The sequence below is a fragment of the Salinisphaera aquimarina genome, from assembly GCF_042643355.1.
Classification (GTDB): domain Bacteria; phylum Pseudomonadota; class Gammaproteobacteria; order Nevskiales; family Salinisphaeraceae; genus Salinisphaera; species Salinisphaera aquimarina.
This window is the reverse complement of record NZ_JBHRSS010000003.1, coordinates 1,272,053-1,290,719: the sequence shown is the minus strand read 5'-3', so window position 1 is coordinate 1,290,719 and position 18,667 is coordinate 1,272,053. Positions and strand designations below refer to the sequence as shown.

General features: G+C 63.1%; 15 protein-coding genes. 4 read left to right on the top strand and 11 right to left on the bottom strand.

What is annotated here, in order from left to right; translation table 11 throughout:
- The first annotated feature begins 22 nt into the window (after positions 1-22).
- On the top strand, positions 23-451 hold the full coding sequence (locus ACFOSU_RS09475; protein ID WP_380688800.1) for an organic hydroperoxide resistance protein: 429 nt from the start codon (positions 23-25) through the stop codon (positions 449-451).
- A gap of 131 nt (positions 452-582) precedes the next feature.
- Here ACFOSU_RS09475 and ACFOSU_RS09470 read toward each other — a convergent pair whose 3' ends face one another.
- Positions 583-1,239 carry a rhomboid family intramembrane serine protease gene (locus tag ACFOSU_RS09470; protein ID WP_380688798.1) on the bottom strand — a complete coding sequence of 219 codons (657 nt, stop codon included), beginning with the start codon at positions 1,237-1,239 and terminating at the stop codon, positions 583-585.
- Positions 1,240-1,447: 208 nt separating this feature from the next.
- The gene (locus ACFOSU_RS09465; RefSeq protein WP_380688796.1) at positions 1,448-3,442 is read right to left on the bottom strand and encodes a BCCT family transporter; all 1,995 of its coding nucleotides are present in this window, start codon (positions 3,440-3,442) and stop codon (positions 1,448-1,450) included.
- A 404-nt stretch (positions 3,443-3,846) separates the two neighbouring features.
- Here ACFOSU_RS09465 and ACFOSU_RS09460 point away from each other — a divergent pair, with 404 nt between their 5' ends.
- Complete coding sequence (locus ACFOSU_RS09460) at positions 3,847-5,433, top strand: BCCT family transporter (protein WP_380688794.1); 1,587 nt, start codon at positions 3,847-3,849, stop codon at positions 5,431-5,433.
- A gap of 77 nt (positions 5,434-5,510) precedes the next feature.
- Entirely contained in the window at positions 5,511-5,996 is a 486-nt protein-coding gene (locus ACFOSU_RS09455; protein ID WP_380688792.1) for an Hsp20/alpha crystallin family protein, read from the top strand.
- 138 nt (positions 5,997-6,134) lie between these two features.
- On the opposite strand, the gene ACFOSU_RS09450 is transcribed toward ACFOSU_RS09455, so the two are convergent.
- From ACFOSU_RS09450 to ACFOSU_RS09440, 3 genes are all read right to left on the bottom strand, one after another.
- Positions 6,135-6,731, bottom strand: coding sequence for a nitroreductase family protein (locus tag ACFOSU_RS09450; RefSeq protein WP_380688790.1), 597 nt, complete (start codon positions 6,729-6,731; stop codon positions 6,135-6,137).
- A 46-nt stretch (positions 6,732-6,777) separates the two neighbouring features.
- Positions 6,778-7,380, bottom strand: a complete 603-nt coding sequence (gene wrbA / locus ACFOSU_RS09445) for an NAD(P)H:quinone oxidoreductase (protein ID WP_380688788.1) — start codon at positions 7,378-7,380, stop codon at positions 6,778-6,780.
- Positions 7,381-7,441: 61 nt separating this feature from the next.
- On the bottom strand, positions 7,442-8,146 hold the full coding sequence (locus tag ACFOSU_RS09440; protein WP_380688786.1) for a pirin family protein: 705 nt from the start codon (positions 8,144-8,146) through the stop codon (positions 7,442-7,444).
- 122 nt (positions 8,147-8,268) lie between these two features.
- On the opposite strand from ACFOSU_RS09440, the gene ACFOSU_RS09435 reads away from it, so the two are divergent.
- Positions 8,269-9,186 (top strand): LysR family transcriptional regulator, encoded by a 918-nt coding sequence (locus ACFOSU_RS09435; protein WP_380688784.1) that lies wholly within the window; start codon positions 8,269-8,271, stop codon positions 9,184-9,186.
- Here the strand turns inward: ACFOSU_RS09435 and djlA are convergent.
- The 6 genes from djlA to ACFOSU_RS09405 form a co-directional block, all read right to left on the bottom strand.
- A complete protein-coding gene (gene djlA, locus ACFOSU_RS09430) occupies positions 9,179-9,979 on the bottom strand; it encodes a co-chaperone DjlA (RefSeq protein WP_380688782.1) in 801 nt (266 codons plus the stop codon). The two genes, ACFOSU_RS09435 and djlA, sit on opposite strands and share 8 nt — an antisense overlap.
- A gap of 45 nt (positions 9,980-10,024) precedes the next feature.
- Positions 10,025-11,377, bottom strand: a complete 1,353-nt coding sequence (locus ACFOSU_RS09425) for an MATE family efflux transporter (protein WP_380688780.1) — start codon at positions 11,375-11,377, stop codon at positions 10,025-10,027.
- A gap of 9 nt (positions 11,378-11,386) precedes the next feature.
- Complete coding sequence (gene pdeM, locus ACFOSU_RS09420) at positions 11,387-12,091, bottom strand: ligase-associated DNA damage response endonuclease PdeM (protein ID WP_380688778.1); 705 nt, start codon at positions 12,089-12,091, stop codon at positions 11,387-11,389.
- Positions 12,092-12,312: 221 nt separating this feature from the next.
- The gene (locus ACFOSU_RS09415; RefSeq protein WP_380688776.1) at positions 12,313-14,802 is read right to left on the bottom strand and encodes a ligase-associated DNA damage response DEXH box helicase; all 2,490 of its coding nucleotides are present in this window, start codon (positions 14,800-14,802) and stop codon (positions 12,313-12,315) included.
- Complete coding sequence (locus tag ACFOSU_RS09410) at positions 14,799-15,113, bottom strand: hypothetical protein (protein ID WP_380688774.1); 315 nt, start codon at positions 15,111-15,113, stop codon at positions 14,799-14,801. Before ACFOSU_RS09410 ends, ACFOSU_RS09415 begins: the two co-directional genes overlap by 4 nt.
- 467 nt (positions 15,114-15,580) lie before the next feature.
- Positions 15,581-18,661, bottom strand: a complete 3,081-nt coding sequence (locus ACFOSU_RS09405) for a type I restriction endonuclease subunit R (protein WP_380688772.1) — start codon at positions 18,659-18,661, stop codon at positions 15,581-15,583.
- Positions 18,662-18,667 lie beyond the last annotated feature (6 nt).

The window sequence follows — 18,667 nt, the reverse complement described above, 5'->3', positions numbered from 1 at the left end:
TTTCCAACGCAGGGAGCCTGTCATGTCTCTAGATAAAGTCATTTACACAGCCAAGGCCAGTGCCACGGGCGGACGCGACGGCCGCGCGACCTCGTCTGACAAGGCGCTCGACGTCGAACTCAGCTCGCCGAAGGAGATGGGCGGCGCCGGCGGCGACGGTACCAACCCGGAGCAGCTGTTCGCAGCGGGCTATTCCGCCTGCTTTATTGGCGCGCTCAAGGTCGTCGCCGGCCGCGAGAAAGTGAAGCTGCCCGGCGACACCCGTATCGACGGCGAAGTCGGCATCGGCCCCAAGGGCGAAGCCTTCGGCATCGAAGTCGCGTTGACGATCAATCTGCCCGGCATGGACAAGGCCGAGGCACAGGATCTGGTCGACAAGGCGCACCAGGTCTGCCCCTATTCGAACGCGACCCGCGGCAATATCGATGTGACTCTCAACGTCGAGGTCTAGTCGAGGTCCGGTCGAGGTCCGGTCGACGTCTGGGCGGCGCGAGTCGTCGCTCACGACCGCATAATGAAAAGCCCGCCGGACGCCCTACGTCGGCGGGCTTTTTCGTGTCCGGCGTGCCGGTCCGGCGTCGGCTAGCGCGGCCCCATCATGGTGCCCTGGTTACGCCAGTACATGATCAGGGCAAAGCCGGCGGCCATGCCGCCGAGATGGGCGAAATGCGCCACTCCGGCCTGGGTACCTGTCACCCCGAAGAACAGCTCCAGCGCGCCGTAGCCGATCACCAGCCACTTGGCGGTCATCGGAATCGGCGGAATGAGCAGCATCACCCGGGCATTGGGAAACATCATCCCGAAGGCCAGCAGAATACCGAACAGTCCGCCGGACGCGCCCACCGTGGGCACGATGTGGCCGGGCGAGAAGAAATACAGCACCAGCACCTGGGTGACCCCGGCGCCGATCACGCAGATCAGATAATAGATCAAAAAGCGCTGTCCGCCCCACACCTGCTCGACGATACGGCCGAACATCCACAGGCCGAACATGTTGAAGAACAGATGACCGAAACCGCCGTGCAGAAACCCGTACGACAGTAACTGCCAGAACTGGAAGCCGACCGTATCCGGGCCATGTGCGGTGGCCACGCCGAACTCGCCGAACGGCCACAGCGCGAAATACTGCATCGTGGGTTCCGGCGCATACAGCAGGAACAGAAAACCGACGCCGTTGGCGATCAGCAACCACTTGATCATCGGGGGAACGCTGGAAACAGCGAACGGGTCCTGGCGCATGGGCAGGCAAGGCTAATAAGTGAGGCGCTCCAAGGATACCGCATCCGGTTCGGCGAACACCCCGGAAATGTCTTTGCATTCCGTCGGATTCGGCGATCGTATCCCGCGGTACTGCTGTCGACCGGCCCCAACCCGCGGCGCCGGGCACAAAAAAAGCCCCCGCGTCCCTGTCGGAATGCGGGGGCCTCGTGCCGAACTCAGCGCACGATCAACGCACCAGATGCAGGAAGTGCAGATGCTTCTCGTACTGGTCGAGGATATCGCCGATCAACTGATCCTGGGTATATCCGACAACGCTGTACTGCTGTCCGCCTTCACGCAGAAAGACCTCGGCGCGGAAATGACCGCGATCCTTCTCGGTCTTGCGCTCGTTCAGTCCCGCGATGGCAAAGGACGGGGCCGAGAAACGACGTGCGCGCACGCCATAGACGAAGTCCACTTCGGCACCGTGATCGACGTCGATATAACAACGGTCGTCCTCGACCGTAATCTTGCTCGACATCTCGCTCTGCTCGAATTTCTCGGCGACGGCCTTGAGTGCCGGCGCGACCTCTTCCTTGATGAAGGTTTCGACCTGAGCCTTGCGCGGCGACGACATCAACGTTTCCATACGGCGCTGCCAGCCACCGCCGGACATCGACGCCGCAACGTTGGTCGGCCAGTTCATGGTGTGGCGCATGCTGTCCTGCTTGACCGCCTCCACCCGCAGTGACTTGTACAGTCCCAGGGCCATGACCACGATGATCAGCGTGAACGGCAATGCCGACGCCAGCGAGGCCGCCTGCAGCGCGCCAATGCCGCCGGCCGTCAGCAGCACGATGGCGACCACGCCTTCCAGGACCGCCCAGAAGATACGCTGCCAGACCGGCGGTTCCTCGCCGTCCTTGGCGGTCAGGATATCGATCACCAGCGAACCGGAATCCGAGGAGGTCACGAAGAAGGTGACCACCAGCAGGGTGCCGAGAATCGAGGTGAACCAGGTCAGCGGGAATTTCTCGAGGAACACGAACAACGCCGTGGAAGTGCTCGCGTTGACCGCATCCACCAGATCGGTGGCGTTGTCGACCATGATCATGTGCAGGGCACCGTCGCCGAACGCGGTCATCCACAGGAAGGTCGCACCGGTGGGCACGAGCAGCACGCCCATGACGAATTCACGGATGGTCCGACCACGCGAGACGCGCGCAACGAACATGCCCACGAACGGCGACCAGGAGATCCACCAGGCCCAATAGAACAGCGTCCAGCTGCTCATGAAGCCTGCGGTGTCCTTGTCACCGGTATAGACGTAGGAATTGAACGTCATGTCCACCAGCGACGACAGATAATTGCCGATGTTCTGGGTGAACGCCTGGAAGATATACAGCGTCGGACCGAGCACGATCGCAAACAGCAACAGTGCGGCAGCCAGCCACAGGTTGAGTTCGGATATGCGCCGGATACCGCCGTCCAGGCCCATGACGACCGATGTGGTCGCCATCGCGGTGATGATGCAGATGAGCACGATCTGGGTGCTGATGCCGTCGGGGATGCTGAACAGGAAATTCAGTCCCGATGCGACCTGCTGGGCACCGAAGCCCAACGAGGTGGCGACGCCGAACAGCGTGCCGAATACGGCAAGGACGTCGACCGTATTGCCGATCGGGCCGTAGATGCGCTTGCCGATGAACGGATACAGCGCCGAGCTGATCCGCAGCGGCAGATTCTGACGAAAACTGAAATACGCCAATGCCAGGCCTACGACTGCGTAGATCGCCCAGGCATGAACCCCCCAATGGAAGAAGGTGATGCGCATCGCATCCTTGGCAGCCTGCGCCGTATTGGCGTCGCCCATGGGTGGGTTGGCGTAGTGCAGCACCGGCTCCGCCACGCCATAGAACATCAAGCCGATGCCCATGCCGGCCGAGAACAGCATCGCGAACCACGACAGATAACTGAAGTCCGGCTCGCTGTGATCCGGCCCGAGCTTGAACGAGCCGTAACGCGACATCGCCAGCGCGACGCAGAAGATCAGATAAAAGCCAACGGACGCAAGATAGAGCCAGCCGAAGGTGTCGATCAGCCAGCTCTGCATGGCGCCGAAGAACGAATTGGCGATATCCGGGAATATGGCACTGAACAGCACCAGTGCACCGATGACTGCGACGGACGGAAAGAAGACAGGCGGATTTATACCCGCCTTGGTAGGTTGGCTATCGCTCATTTGGCCTCTGGTTGAATTTGGTCCCGATAAGGTTATAGCACGCGATTGCAAGGCCCCCGGCGCCCGAAGAGCAGGCGCGCAGGCTTAAGATATGGCAAAACAACCAATTGCAAGTAATTGAATATCTTGCATTCGTGGTGAATACAGCCATTGGCGCGCCAAACCGCGCCTGTCGACCGCTTGGCCGCTGCAGGGCACATACAGTATGTTTGGGTGGTGTATCCGCAAACGGCGAATGCGGCACTGGAACACTAGCTCACCCGCAGCAGAACGCGCCCTTTCGCCCGTGTCGCAACAAGAGATTGTCGACCCAGCGGCAACGATGTCCACGCGCGTGGCGACGGCCCGAAACGCCGCTACCCGCCATCGCAGCGCCGTAGCCGACGAGGGAGAGCCACAACGCCATGTCCAAGATCCAGACATACCTGAACACCCACACCAATCCGCCTGTCTTTCTCATTTCCGGCGCGATCCTGATCCTGATGGTCGCCCTGGCCATCGTCTTTCCAAACGGTTTCGCCGCGGCCGCCAACGCCACCCAGGCGTTCATCGGGACCTATTTCGGCTGGTTCTACATTCTCAGCACGACCGTGTTCCTGGTGTTCGTACTGTTCATCGCGGCCAGTCGCTGGGGCGACCTGCGTCTGGGCGAGGATGACTCGACGCCCGAGTTCGATACCTGGTCCTGGATCTCGATGATGTTCACCGCCGGCATGGGCATCGGCCTCGTCTATTACGGCGTGTCCGAGCCGATCATGCATTTCAAGAACCCGCCGGTGGTCGACGCCAACACCGCTGCGGCGGCCGAAAGCGCGATGAACTACACATTCTTCCACTGGGGGCTGCATCCGTGGGCGATCTATATCGTGCTCGGACTGTCACTGGGCTATTTCTCGTTTCGACGCGGACTACCGCTCAAGCCGGCCTCGGCGTTCTACCCGATCATCGGTGACGGCATCTACGGGCCTGTCGGCCATCTGATCGATATTCTGGCCGTGTTCGGCACGCTGTTCGGTCTGGCCACGTCGATCGGCCTCGGCGCAAGCCAGATCGCCGCCGGGCTGAGCGAGCTGTTCTCCGTATCCGACGGGCTGACGACCCAGCTGCTGGTGATTGCCGCGGTCGAGGCCGTGGCCATCACCAGCGTGATGCTGGGCGTGGACGCGGGCATCCGGCGACTGTCGGTGATCAACATGTGGCTGGCGATCGCGCTGGCGCTGTTCGTGTTTGCGGTCGGCCCCACCCTCTACATGCTCAGCTACCTGGCCACCGATACCGGCTACTACCTCCAGCATCTGGTATTCACCAGCCTGAATATCTTCAGCGACGAGAAGGGCCAGAACTTCCAGAAGGCATGGACCCTGTTCTACTGGGGCTGGTGGATATCCTGGTCGCCGTTCGTGGGCATGTTCATCGCCCGGATTTCCTACGGTTACACCATTCGCCAGTTCATCCTCGGTACGCTGCTGGTGCCCACCGGCGCCTCGGTCGTGTGGTTCGTCATCTTCGGCCGCACCGCGCTGCACAACGTCATGGCCAGCGGCGGCAATCCGGCATTGATGAACGCCGACGCCGCCCACGCCATCTTCGTGCTGATGGATCAGCTGCCGGTGGCCGGCATCATCGCCGCGATCGCCTCGGTGCTGGCTATCGTGGTGGTGACGCTGTTCTTCGCCACTTCCTCGGACTCCGGTTCGCTGGTGGTGGATATTCTCACCAACGGTGGCGATCCCAACCCGATCTGGCAGCAGCGTCTGTTCTGGGCGGTCATGGAGGGCCTGGTCGCGGCGGTGCTGCTGATCGCCGGCACGGTAAGCGGCGGTGATCCACTGAGCGCGCTGCAGACTGCGGCAGTGACCTCGGGCCTGCCGTTCTGTCTGGTGCTGCTGATCATGTGCTTCACGCTCTACAAGGCACTCGGCGAGGAGACGCTGCCGGCGCCGGCCAGACGCCGGGACAAACCCGTGCAACCGACGGCGTCCGGCAAGTAGACGTCCATCACGGCGACACCGAGGTCGGCTTCCGCTCCGGATGCCGGGCCGGCCACAAACCAGAATTCGGAGGTTCCATGGCCAACTCACCCAAGAGTCAGAAATCGGGCAACAATCCGTTCCGCGGATTTCTCGATGTCATGAGCGAGATGAACCGCGCCCAGGAACAATGGATGACGCGCGGCAAGACCGGCACCGGCCAGGGCGGACGCAGCCACGCGGCCGCCTATGTACCGGCCGCCGACATCTTTGCCCTCGACGACGATCTGGTCGTGCGCTGCGAGTTGGCCGGGGTAAGACGCGAGGACGTCTCCCTGACCGTGACCAGCAACGTGCTGACGATATCGGGGTTTCGTCATAGCGAGATCGACGAAGACGTCCTCTACTACACGCGCGAGCGTGTCTACGGCGAGTTCCGGCGCGCCATGATCCTGCCCGACGGCGTCCAGGAGGACGACATCAGCGCTACCGTGCGCAACGGCCTGCTCGAGATCCATGTGCGTGGGGGCGCCGCCGCCAAACCGCGCAGCATCGATATCGTGAATAACAACGATCCCGACTAGTGCTACGCACGCCGGGCGCCTGACATTTCTTCCAGGGCGACCGGGCGTTCACCTCACCGCGTGGTTCCGGGCCGTCTCCCGTGAACGGGGCTGCAGGCCGGGTTCAGCTGGGCTGGCCCCACGCCTGCTCAATCGGGCTCAAAGATCGGCCGTCTGCCCGAACTGGTCGCCGAATACGAATTCGCCGATCGGACGGCGAGCGCGCGGTTTGGCATCGCGCTCGCGCAGCGCCGGGTCCGCGTTCTGCGAGGCATCGACATGGCCGATCGCCAGGGCGGTCAATGCGTCGGCCTCCGGCGGAATCGCGAACGCCGTACGCAGCGCCTCCGGATCCAGCCCGATCATCTGATGCACGTGCAATCCACGCACCGTGGCTTCCATGACCAGATTCGCCGAGGCCAGTCCGAGATCATGCTCCGCGGCCTTGTTCGCCTTGCCGTTTGCGGCCAGCTGGCGCATCACCACGCCGACCGCCAGCACCGGCGCATTGCGCGCCCAGGCCTGATTGGGCTCGGCCAGACAGGCCAGGATCCGCGCATGCGCATGACCCTGGCCCTTGATGCCGACCAGATAACGCCAGGGCTGTTCGTTATAGGAGGACGGCGCCCACCGCGCCGCCTCGAACAGGCATTTCAGATCGATGGGCGACACCGGGTTGACGCTGAAGGCGTAGGGGCTCCAGCGAACGGCGAGCGTATTCATGACCGGATAGTCGGTGCGGGCGTTCTTGCTCATGAGAATCCTTGCAAACCTTGGCAGCGGGCCTAAGCCGTGAAAACGATCAGTCGCTCAGACGGGTCGCCAGCCGGGCGACCTTTTCACCCTGATAACGTGCGATCGCGAGTTCCTTGTCCGTAGGTTGGCGCGAACCGTCTCCGCCGGCAAGGGTCGATGCGCCGTACGGCGAACCGCCCCGAACTTCGGAGATATCGAACAGTTCCTGCGCACCGGCGTAATCCACCGGCACAATGATCATGCCGTGATGCGCCAGCGTATTCCAGAACGACGTGATGGTGGTCTCGTTGCCACCGCCGGTGCCGGTCGAGGTGAACACGCTGGCGAACTTGTTGACCAGCTTGCCATTGGCCCACAGACCGCCGGTCTGATCGAGAAACGTGCGCATCTGGCCGCACATGTTGCCGAAGCGCGTGGGCGTACCGAACACGATCGCGTCGTAATCGGCGAGCTCGGTCGGCGTGGCAACGGGCGCGCTCTGATCGGTCTTGCCGCCGGCGGCCTTGAAGGCCTCTTCGGGCATGGTCTCGGCCACGCGCTTGAGCGTGACCTCGACGCCGTCGACGCTTTTCGCGCCTTCGGTCACCGACTGCGCGAGCGTTTCGATATGGCCGTACATGGAGTAATAGAGGACGAGGATCTTTTTCATGCGTTATCTCCTTGGAAGACCGGATGCGCGATTGCATCGGGTCATGTGAACAGTATTGAGACTATGCGGCGCGCAGGTCGAACAGCAGCAAATCAGCCTCGGCCACGCCCTTGATCGTCAGCGTATCCACATCATCGATACGCGCTCCGTCGCCCGCGCCGAGTTCGACGTCGCCGACCTCGACACGACCGGCGATCACCTGCAGCCACAGACAACGCGGCGCATCGACGTGATGCACCACCTGCGCACCGGCATCCAGGCGACAGCGGTAGAGCGTCGCATCCTGGCTGATGGTCAGCGATTGATCGCGCCCGTCCCCGGATACCACCGGCTGCAGGCGATTGGCGAGCATGTCCGGGCTGAAATGCTTCTGTCCGTATTGCGGTTCGATGGCACGCGCATTCGGGAACAGCCAGATCTGCAACGAGTGCGAACGCTCGCTGGCCGAGGCGTTGTACTCACTGTGGGTCACGCCACGGCCGGCGCTCATCACCTGGATATCGCCGGGGCGAATCGTCGAGCCGTTGCCCATCGAGTCCTTGTGCGCCATTTCGCCTTCGAGCACGACGGTAATGATCTCCATGTCCCGGTGGCCGTGGGTGGGGAAACCCTGACCGGCGGCGACATAGTCGTCGTTGATCACGCGCAGATCGGACACGCCCATATGCGCGGGATCGTGATAATCGCCGAAGGAAAAGCTGTATCGGCCCTCGAGCCAGCCGGCATCGATGGCGCCGCGTTCATCGGCGGGTCGAAGCTGAATCATGACGTCAAACCCGTTGTTGTATCGATGTCATCAAATTACGCAGTCCTCGAGACCGTGAAAAGCGAAGTGTTTTGGCATACTCGTTCAAAATATTCGAACAAGCGTCCCGCAGGATACCGGCCATGACCGACCCCATTCGTCTTGAAGCACTGCAAGCCCTGGACGCGATCGAGCGCCACGGCAGCTTCGCCGGCGCGGCCGCTGCGCTCTACCGCGTGCCCTCGGCGATCTCGTATACGATCAGCCAGCTTGAAAGCGAGCTCGGGGTCGCCGTGTTCGATCGCAGCGGCCACCGCGCCGTGCTCACGCCGGCCGGGCGCCTGTTGCTCGACGAGGGCCGGCGAATTCTCGTGGCGACCCGGGAACTGGGCGCCGCCGCGCGGCGGCTGGCCGATAACTGGGAGCCGGAACTGCGGCTGGCGATCGACGGCCTGATCGCGCCGCATCAGATCTGGCCCAGCATCGACGCATTTTCGCGCGCCCACCCGGCCATCAACGTGCGTCTTTCCGAGGAAGTGCTGGCCGGCACATGGGAGGCGCTGGTGGACGAGCGCGTGGATCTGGCCATCGGCGTCGCCGACCCGCCGGTGATGGCCGGCATCCATCGCGCCGCCTACGTCGAGGTGGCGTTCCTGTTCTGCTGCGCGCCGCAGCATCCACTCGCCCGACTGGGGCGGCCGCTCACCGAAGACGATCGGCGCGCGCATCGGGCCATTGTGGTGGCCGACAGCGCCCACCGTTTCTCACCACGCAGCAGCAGCGCCGGCCTGCTAGACGGCCAGCCCCGGCTGACCGTGGCGAACATGTACAGCAAGGTGGCGGCGCTGGAACAGGGCCTGGGTGTGGGCTATTGCCCGGTCGCCTGGGTGGACGATGCGATCACCGCCGGCCGGCTGGTGACGCCGCCGTTGGCGACCGTACGCGAGCCCAGCCGCGCCTATCTGCTATGGCGAAGCGGTGGGCGCGGGCGCGCGCTGCAGTGGTTCATCGATCATCTGTCGACACAGCCGGCCTGCGCGGGCGCGATGCCGATCAGCTGATGCCGCGCGCGGTACAGATGCGCTCGTAGGCGGCGCCGATCTCTCGGGTCTTTTCCTCGGCCATCTCGCGCATGCTCTCGGGCAGACCCTTGGCGGCCAACTTGTCCGGATGGTTCTGGCTCATCTGGCGCCGATAGGCTTTCTTGACCTCGGCGTCGCTCGCCGACGATTCCAGGCCGAGCACGTCATAGGCCTGCTTGAGCTGGGTCTCGGGGTCGATGCCGGCACGCGAGCCCATGCCGTCGCCGCTGGTGGGCCCGCCGGCGCCGCGCGCGCCAAGCATGGCTTCGAGCTGACGGATTTCCATATCCGACAGCCCCAGCCCACGCGCCACGCGCATGAGCATGGCGTGCTCGTTTTCGTCCATCTTGCCATCGGCGGCGACCGCGGCAATCTGCACCTGCAGGAACATCTGATGCAGGGCGCGCTGGCCGCGGGCGACCTTGACGAAGCGCGCGACCTCGGCGTCCAGATCGAAATCGGCGGCCTTGCCGCGATTGAACGACGCCCGCGCCTGTGCTTTCTGGTCCTCGCCCAGACGCAGCTTGCTGAACAACTCCTCGGCGACCCGGATCTCGTCTTCGGTGACCTGGCCGTCGGCCTTGCAGATCGCACCCATGACCGCGAAGGTCGAATTCAGGAACTGGGCCCGAATACCACCGAGCGCGCCCTTGAGCAGCGTCATGGCGATGAGCTGCGCGCCCCAGAAACCGAGCACGCCGCCGAGGATGGCGCCGGGCAAGCCAAAGAACGAGGCGCCAGCGATGGCGCCAATGATGATTGCAATAAGCATTGCGCGATTCTACCCGTGTGCTCCAAGCCTGGCGAGGAAGGCGCTTCAGACCTCGGTCAATCGCCGCTGGGCGATCACATAGGCGGTGATGCCGAGCACCAGATTGGCCAGCGCGGCGGCCGCGAACACCGCCCACAGCCCGAACAGCCAGCCGCCGAGCGCGGCCAGCGGCACGAACAGGCCGAAGGTACGGCCGAGCATGATCAGGGTCGCGATCATCGGCCGGCCCACGGCGTTGAACGCCGCGTTCACGCAGATCAGCACGCCGTACGCCGCAAACGTCGGCGGCACAATGCGCAGATAGGTCACCGCGGCCGAAGCGGTCGCCGGCTGGGCGTTGAACAGCGCCACGATATGGGGCGCGAGCACGAACAGCAGGAGCGCAACCCCCAGACCCCAGACCAGACAGAAAAATGCGCCGATGCGCATCGCAGCCCGTACGCGCTCAGCGTCGGACGCGCCCCAGTTCTGGCCGATGAAAGGAGCGAGACCAGCAGTCAGCGCGAGCAGCGGCACCACCGAAATCGCCTCGATACGGGTGGCCACGCCAAAGCCCGCGACCGCCGCCGGGCCGTACCAGGCGACCACCGCGGTAACCACAGCCACCGCGATCGGATTGACCATATTGGTAGCCGCCGCCGGTAGCGCGATCACCGCCACCCGCCGCCCGGAGTCGAGCAGCTGGCGCAGCGTGGGAAGCGCCCAGACAATCAGCTGCATCTGGAAATGCAGCGCTGCCAGCGCGAGCACCAGGCCGGCAAAACGGGCAATCAGCGAGGCGATCGCCGCGCCCTGGATACCGAGCGCCGGAATCGGCCCGAGACCGAAGATGAAGATCGGATCGAGTATGAAATTCAGGCCCGCGCTGCCGATCATGATGTAGCTGGGCAAGCGCGCGTTGCCACAGGCGCGCATGGCGTTGTTGGCGATCATGGGCACGATCACGAACGGCGCGCCCAGATACCAGATCTGCATGTAGTCGACGATCAGCGGCAGGGTCTCGTTGTCGGCGCCGAGCAGCGAGAACAGCGGTTCGATGGTTGCCAGCCCCGCGACCATGAACACCAGCACGATGGCCGTCGACAACCACAGGCTGTCGGTGGTCAGCCGCCGCACCTCTTCCCGGTCGCCACGGCCGACGGTGCGCGAGATCACCGACGCGGTGCCGATCCCCAGCCCCAGCGCGAGCGAAAACACGGTCATCACCACAGGGAACGTGAACGACAGCGCGGCCAGCGGTGCCGTGCCCAGGCGCGCCACGAAGAAGGTGTCCGCGACGTTGTAGGCGATCATGGCCAGAATGCCCCAGACCATGGGCAGCGACAGCGCGATCAGATGCCGCGGTATCGAGCCCTCGTCCAGACGCACGCCACCGCGTGTGGCGGCCGCGCTAGACATGAGCGCCGATCATCGGGCGCGCGCCTCATCGACGCCGAGATCGGCCTCGACCACCTGCCCTTCGCCCACCACGAACAGGCGATCACCCGGCACGGGCGCGATCCTGCCACCGCCGGCGAAGCTGCAGAAGGCCGGCAACACCAGCGCGTCGGCGTTGCGCCAGAATACCGGCGCGCGCAGTCGTTCACTGCCCGCGCCCAGCCGCACCACCGGATGCAGATGTCCGGCCAGCACCGGCCCACGCGCATCCGCGCCCGGCTCGTGCTGAAGCACGAACGGCGTCTCGAACAGGCTGCCGGCGTGCCAGCGGATATCGAAATCGGCCGGCAGCCGATCCGTGCGGTCGTGATTGCCGCGGGTGACAATCATCTGCACACCGGCAAAGCGGGCCTGCCACTCGGCGAAACGCGCCAGCCAGGGTTCGTCCGGCGTCGGCGGTGCATGCACGAAATCCCCGAGAATGATCAGACGCCTGGCGCCGGTGGCATCGAGCGCCGCACCCAGCCGCGCCAGATCGGCATCGGTCGTGCCGCTCGGCAGGCCCATGCCCTGGCGCCGGAACACGCCGCTCTTGCCGAAATGGGTATCGGCCACGAGCAGCGTCGACCGCGCCGGCCAATAGACGCTGTGATCGGCGCGCAGCAACAGCCGCTCGCCGGCCAGCGTCAACTCGGCCTGACTTGTCTGCATGAATTGCTCGGCGGTTAGAGTCATCGTTTCTCAGTGTGCAGCGACCAGAGGAAGAACTTTTATCCGCAGATCGCGCAGATAACGCAGATTAAAAAAAAGAAAATCAATTACGAGCATCACACTTGCGATAACCGCCGTCGGCCAGGCCGTCATTTCCAGTCACTCTGTCTCGTCCTCTGCGAAATCTGCGTAGTCCGCGGATAATCTTCTCTTTGGCTTGCCTCAGTAGTACGCGGCGTTGGCGTTCATTTGCGGACAGACTTCCCGGTGTTCTTGTCCGCGGCTTTCTCCAGTTGCACGGTCATGCGCTCGACCCGATCGCGCCAGGATTCATTGCTGACCTGGCTGGCCACGCGTTCCACCCAGAGCGGAAAACCCAGCGGCGTGAGCCGCGGCGGATTCGTGACGCACAGCGATTGTGCGCTGATGCGTTCGAGCGCTGCGCGCACACGGTTGAACTCGAGTTCGCGTTCGAGCACCTCGCGTCGTGCCTGGCCGAGCAGTAGATTGTCGGCGTCGTAGCGGGTGAGCACATCGAACACCAGCCCGCTCGACGCCTGCACCTGGCGCGCACTCTTCTGGCTGCCGGGGTAGCCGGAAAATACCAGACCGGCGATACGCGCGATATCGCGAAACGCGCGCTTGGACAGCTCCGCGGCGTTCAGACAGGCCAGCAGGTCTTCCATCAGCGCCACCGGCGAAAACGCCGCGCGCAGTTCGTCGCCGGAAAACTCGACCTTGTTGCGGGTGACCAGCTCGAAGCCATAGTCGTTGACCGAGAACCGGAACGACGCGGCGTGCATGCGCGCCAGCCGCCAGGCCACCAGCGCCGACAAGCCCTCGTGGGCCAGTCGTCCGGCGAACGGATAGAAGAACCAGTGCCGGCCTTCGCGGCTGGTGACGTGCTCGACCAGCAGCTCGTCGGCCGCCGGCAACGCCGACCAGCGCCGCTGAACCTCGAGCAGATCCCGGATCGCGGCCAGCTCCGGTTCACCACGAGATCCACGATAGTCGCCGTCGCGGGCGGCTTCCAGCAGCTCGCGAATGGCATCCGCAAGCGTGCCGGAAATCGCCATGCGGCCACCGGCCCAGCGCGGCACCTGCCGGTTCTTGCGCGTGGCGGCGCGCACGTAGGCGGTCAGATCGCGTACCCGCACCAGCTCCAGCAGTCGCCCGGAGAACAGGAACACATCGCCGGGCCTGAGCTGGGCGATGAAACGCTCCTCGACCGTGCCCAAGCGCCCGCCCTTGAGGAATTTCACGCTCATCGCGGCATCGGAGGTGATCGTGCCCATGGTCATGCGATGACGGCGCGCGATGCGCTTGTCGGTGACCGATAGCCGCCCATTGTCCAGTACCACCCGCTGGAACTCCGGATAGGCCGCGAGCGCGCTGCCGCCACGGGTGACGAAATCCAGCGTCCATTGCCATTGCGCGTCGCTCAGATCGCGATACGCATGCGCCGAACGCACTTCGGCCAGCAGCTGCTCCACCGCGACACCGCCGGCCGAAGTGCAGCCGAGTGCGCGCGTGACGATATGCTGGGAGAGCACGTCGAGCGCGCCGCTCAGGGGCGTGCGCGCCTCGACCTCGCCGCGCTGCGCCTTGCGCCGGGCGGCCGCGATCTCGACCAGTTCGAACGCATGGGTGGGCACGCACAGAATCCGGCTGGCCACGCCGGGGCGGTGCCCCGAGCGCCCGGCCCGCTGCAACAGGCGCGCAACGCCCTTGGGGCTGCCGATCTGGATGACCTGGTCCACCGGCGAGAAATCCACCCCCAGATCGAGGCTGCTGGTCGCGACCACGCAACGCAACGTGCCGTCGGCGATCATCGCTTCGACGCGTTCGCGCAGGCCACGATCGAGCGAGCCGTGATGCAGGGCGATCTTGTCGAGCCAGTCGGGTCTGGCCCGCAGCAGCGCCTGGTGCCATAGCTCGGCCTGCGAGCGCGTGTTGGTGAACAATAGGGTCGTCGCGGCGCTCTCGAGCGCGGTGATTACCGGCGCGACCAACTGGGTGCCCAGATGCCCGGCCCAAGGAAAACGGTCGATGGTGGCAGGAATCAAGGCATCGATATGGGTGGTGGCCGGCATTGCACCGCGGATGCATCTCATCGCCCCGCCGCCGGTCAACGCCGCGCCCGCCTCGTCGAGATTGGCGAGCGTTGCCGACAGCCCCCAGGTCTTGAGCTCGGGGCGTAGCGCCCGCAGCCGCGCCAGCGCCAGTTCCAACTGCACGCCGCGCTTGGTCGACAGCAGCTCGTGCCATTCGTCGACGACTACGCCGTCGAGATGGCCGAACAGCGTGTCATGCTCCGCATAGGACAACAGCAGACACAGGCTTTCCGGCGTGGTCACCAGCGCGCTCGGCAGCTTCTTGCGCTGCCGGGCCTTGATATGGCTCTTGGTGTCGCCGGTGCGCCGCTCGACCGTCCAGCTGAGGCCGAGTTCGGCCGCGCTCGATTGCAGATGCGCGGTGGTATCCGCCGCCAGCGCGCGCAGCGGCGTGATCCACAACAGGGTCAGCGGCGGCGTGGCGTTATCGTCATCGGAGTTCTTCAGCCAGGCGCCGAGTGCGGCAAACCAGGCCGCCAGCGTCTTGCCGGTGCCGGTGGGCGCATGGATCAGCCCCGATTCACCGTTGGCGTACGCAGCCCAGGTCTCGCGCTGGAAATCGAAGATCTCCCAGTCGCGGGCCGCAAACCAGGCTTCGAAGCGCGCATCGACGTCGGTCATTCGGCCTTTTTCTTGGGACTCCAGCGCGTGGCGATCGATCGCGCCTTCTCGGACAGCCAGGGGAACTTCGTCTCGAACCGCGCGAGCTGTTTCTGCACCCACAGCGAATACGGTGCCAACAGAAAAGCCGAGATGATCAGGAACAGCACGCCCTGGAGGATCGGCAAGACCAGCCCGGCAATACCTAGCAGAAAGAAGAACACGCCGGCCCCGATACGCAGATAATCACGCCAAGTCATGTCCGCCCAGCCGATACGCGTGGGCTCGGCACGCGTATCGGCGGTCTGTGGATTCTGTGACTGATTGTTCATGATGTGTATGTGGGGGATTGCGAGGCCAAGACAATAACAATGAGCGGCTCAATATACGCCATGGTTCTTCAGGTCATTATCCGCAGATAAACGCAGATCGACGCAGATGAGGAAGAAATCGTCTCGAACGTAATGCGTTACTAACGCCGAGTGCACCTACGGACGAGTTGTAGCGCTGAAAAAAACGACTCAGACTCGACGCAAGTGGATTGGGCGTGCCCGGTCGGCGTCTATGCCTCGGTGGGTTCACCAAGGCTGTTCGCTTCTGGGGGCCACCGTTCTGTTCGGCAACTCGCCGGGCCGCTTTATAAGGCCGAGGCCATCATAGCCCTCGCCGACGGATTACTGCGCCGATCTAAGCTTCGCGCGGACCGATTATTGGCTTCGCCGCCAGATTCCATAACTGCAGACACAACGGGGTGAGTCTGAAACACGCTCCTTCGCAGTTGTCCGCCGTATTTTTCCCGTCACTCAGAAAAGGGGGCGCGCCTATTCACGCCCGGCGACAGCACTTCTTGCACGCTGTGGTAGAGGGCGGCTCTGAAGGCGTCGTCTTGAGCGTGCAGTTTATAAAGCTCAAGTTCTTCTTTTCTTCTGCGCAGCATCACGTCTTTCATGATCTTCTCGAACGCAAGATCTCGAGCGTACGGGTCGGGATTCGCCCTGAATTTTTCCTCGAAATCGGGATGCGCCTTGACGCTGTCGACAATATTCAGGAACTTCACGCGCTGCTCTTCGGGCGTGGCGCTCCAGCCCTGGAACCAGCGTGCGTTAAAGCTGTAAATGATTTCCTCGAGCGACTCTTCCCGAACCTCGTCCCGGTAACCCCGCGGGTTCGGGTTTTGAGGGTAGAACTCCGATTCTTCGGAATCCAGCCCGATTGCGTGGTGCAGTTTCGTGCGCTCCAGGCCGTATGAGGCCAGATCGACGGCCTCCAGAAGCTCATCGAGATCATCCTGGTTCGGGTCTTGGATCTTCAATTTGGGAACGAGAAACTTCAGGAACCAGAACAGCTTCTCCCAGGCAAGCACCTCGAACGGCATGATGGATGCCATCTGGCCGTACACTTTCACGAACTGTTTGGCCTTGATCTTGAAGTCGATCTTGTCCTTGTCCTCAAGCCCCAGTTCGTCGTTGAACCGCGCGGCTGCCGTATCGATCAGCGGGCTCAGCGTTTGTGCGTCTTCGCCGTCAAAGAATCGCACGCAGAATTGTTCGACCTCGCCCCACTCATAGACGCCTGCCTCGTCGAGCGTCGCCTGCAGCTCATGCAGCATGTTGACATCGGTGGCTTCCGATAACGTGGTAACCGTAAAGAAAGGGTCAAAGGCGTTCTTGATGTCTTCGGTCGAGTTGAAGAAGTCGAGTACGAAAATGTCTTCCGTACGTTTGCCCAGCTTCGGCGCCGACCGGTTCAAGCGCGACAGCGCCTGCACGGCCAGTACCGATTGCAACTTCTTGTCGACATACATGGCGCAGAGTTTCGGCTGGTCGAAACCGGTCAGGTATTTGTTGGCAACGATCAGAAGCCGGAACGCGTTCTCGACGTTCTGGCCATTCAGCGTCATCGGCTTGCCCTTGTCGTCGTAGCCGTCGAAATAGAACCGCGTCTTGTCCTCGGCAAAGCCGTTCAACTCGGCCTCGGTGTAGTTGATCCCGTCGACCTGCTTCTCGCCGGAGAACGCAATCAACACTCTGAACGGGTTGCCGCGGCGTGCCAGTTCGGCCTGTGCCGCCTGGTAGTACCGAATGGCCGCCTCGATGTTCTGCGTGACGACCATGCCCTTCGCCTTGCCGTGCAGCTTTTTCGTATTCACCACGCTGCCAATGAAGTGTTCCACCATGACCTCGGCCTTGGTGTTGATCGTCTGCTGGCTGCGCTCGACGTAGGCACGCAGTTTTTTCTGTGCCTTGGCCGTATCGAAGCGCGGGTTGTCCTCGATGGACTTCTGGATTTCGTAATAACTCTTGTAGGTCGTGTAGTTGGCCAGCACGTCGAGGATGAACCCCTCCTCGATCGCCTGTTTCATGCTGTAGAGATGAAATGGCTTGAACTGCCCATCGGCTTGTTGGGTGCCGAACTTCTCCAGCGTGGTGTTCTTGGGCGTAGCGGTGAAAGCAAAATAGGACGCATTGCCGCGCATCTTGCGTGCCTGCATCGCTGCCAGAATCTTGTCCTGCGGGTCGTCTTCGTCCGGGTCTTCGACAATGCCCATGGCCTTGTTCATCGTGTCGTGGGCCAGGCCGCTCTGCCCGCTGTGCGCCTCGTCGATGATCACGGCAAAGCGCTTGTCGCTCATATCCGCGATGCCGTCGATGATGAAGGGGAACTTCTGGATCGTGGTGATGATGATCTTCTTGCCGTTTTCCAGCGCGGCTTTCAGATCCGCCGAGCGCATCGCGGGTGCCACGATGTTCTTCACCTCGGAAAAATCCTTGATGTTGTCGCGTAATTGCTTGTCCAGCAGGCGGCGGTCGGTCACCACAATCACGCTGTTGAACAGCGGCGCATCCAAGGCACGCGCACCCGGCAGGCCCAGCCGGTCCGGGTAACTTTCGATCAGCTGGTAGGCCGCCCAGGTAATGCTGTTGGACTTGCCGGAACCCGCCGAATGCTGGATCAGATAGCTGTGGCCCACGCCGTATGCCGCCGTGTGGGCCAGCAACTTGCGCACCACATCGAGCTGTTGATAGCGAGGAAAGATCAGGGTTTTCCTGGCCAACGGGTCGGTCTTGCCGCCCTCCAACAACACAAAATGCTGGATGATTCCGGCCAGGCTTGCCGGCTGAAAGACGTCTTCCCAGAGATAAGCCGTCTTGTGGCCGTTCGGATTCGGCGGGTTGCCTGCGCCCTCGTTGTGGCCCTTGTTGAACGGCAGGAAGTACGTCGCCGCACCCGCGAGCCTGGTCGCCATCCAGACATCATCGGTATCGGCTGTCATATGCACCAGCGTGCGCCCGAACTGGAGCAGCGGCTGGCTGGCATCCCGCTCGCGAAGCTGTTTTTGCCCGTGGTAGCGCGCAGTCTGGTGCGTCCAGGCGTTCTTCAGTTCCAGCGTGACGATGGGCAGGCCGTTCAAGAACAGCACCATATCCACCGATTCATTCGGATTCGCCAGGCTGTGATGCACCTGTCGGGTAACACTCCAAATGTTGGCGGCAAAGTTGTCGTGCACGGTTTGCGCAGAACTGGCCAGCGGGGCCGGATACATCAAGGTGAAATGCGCGTCGTCGACTGGTAGTCCCTTCTTCAGCACATGCAGCACGCCTTTTCGCTTCACCAGCTTGTCGAACTGGCCAAGGATCTTGGCCTGCCAGTCGGGTGGGTTGCGGGTCTTGAGCTTGTCCAGCGCTTTGGCTTGAGTGCCTTCCAGGAATTCCCAGAACAAACGCGTATCGAGCGCGAGGGTGGCGTCGAAGTCGGCGGTGCCGCCGATACGGTAAGGGTCGGCCGCCACAACGCCGGCGGCCAGTTCTTCCGAGGTGGCGCCGGCCAGATACCGTTCGACGGCCTGTTCCAGCGCGATTTCCTTGGCATTGCTGACCATCCTCTC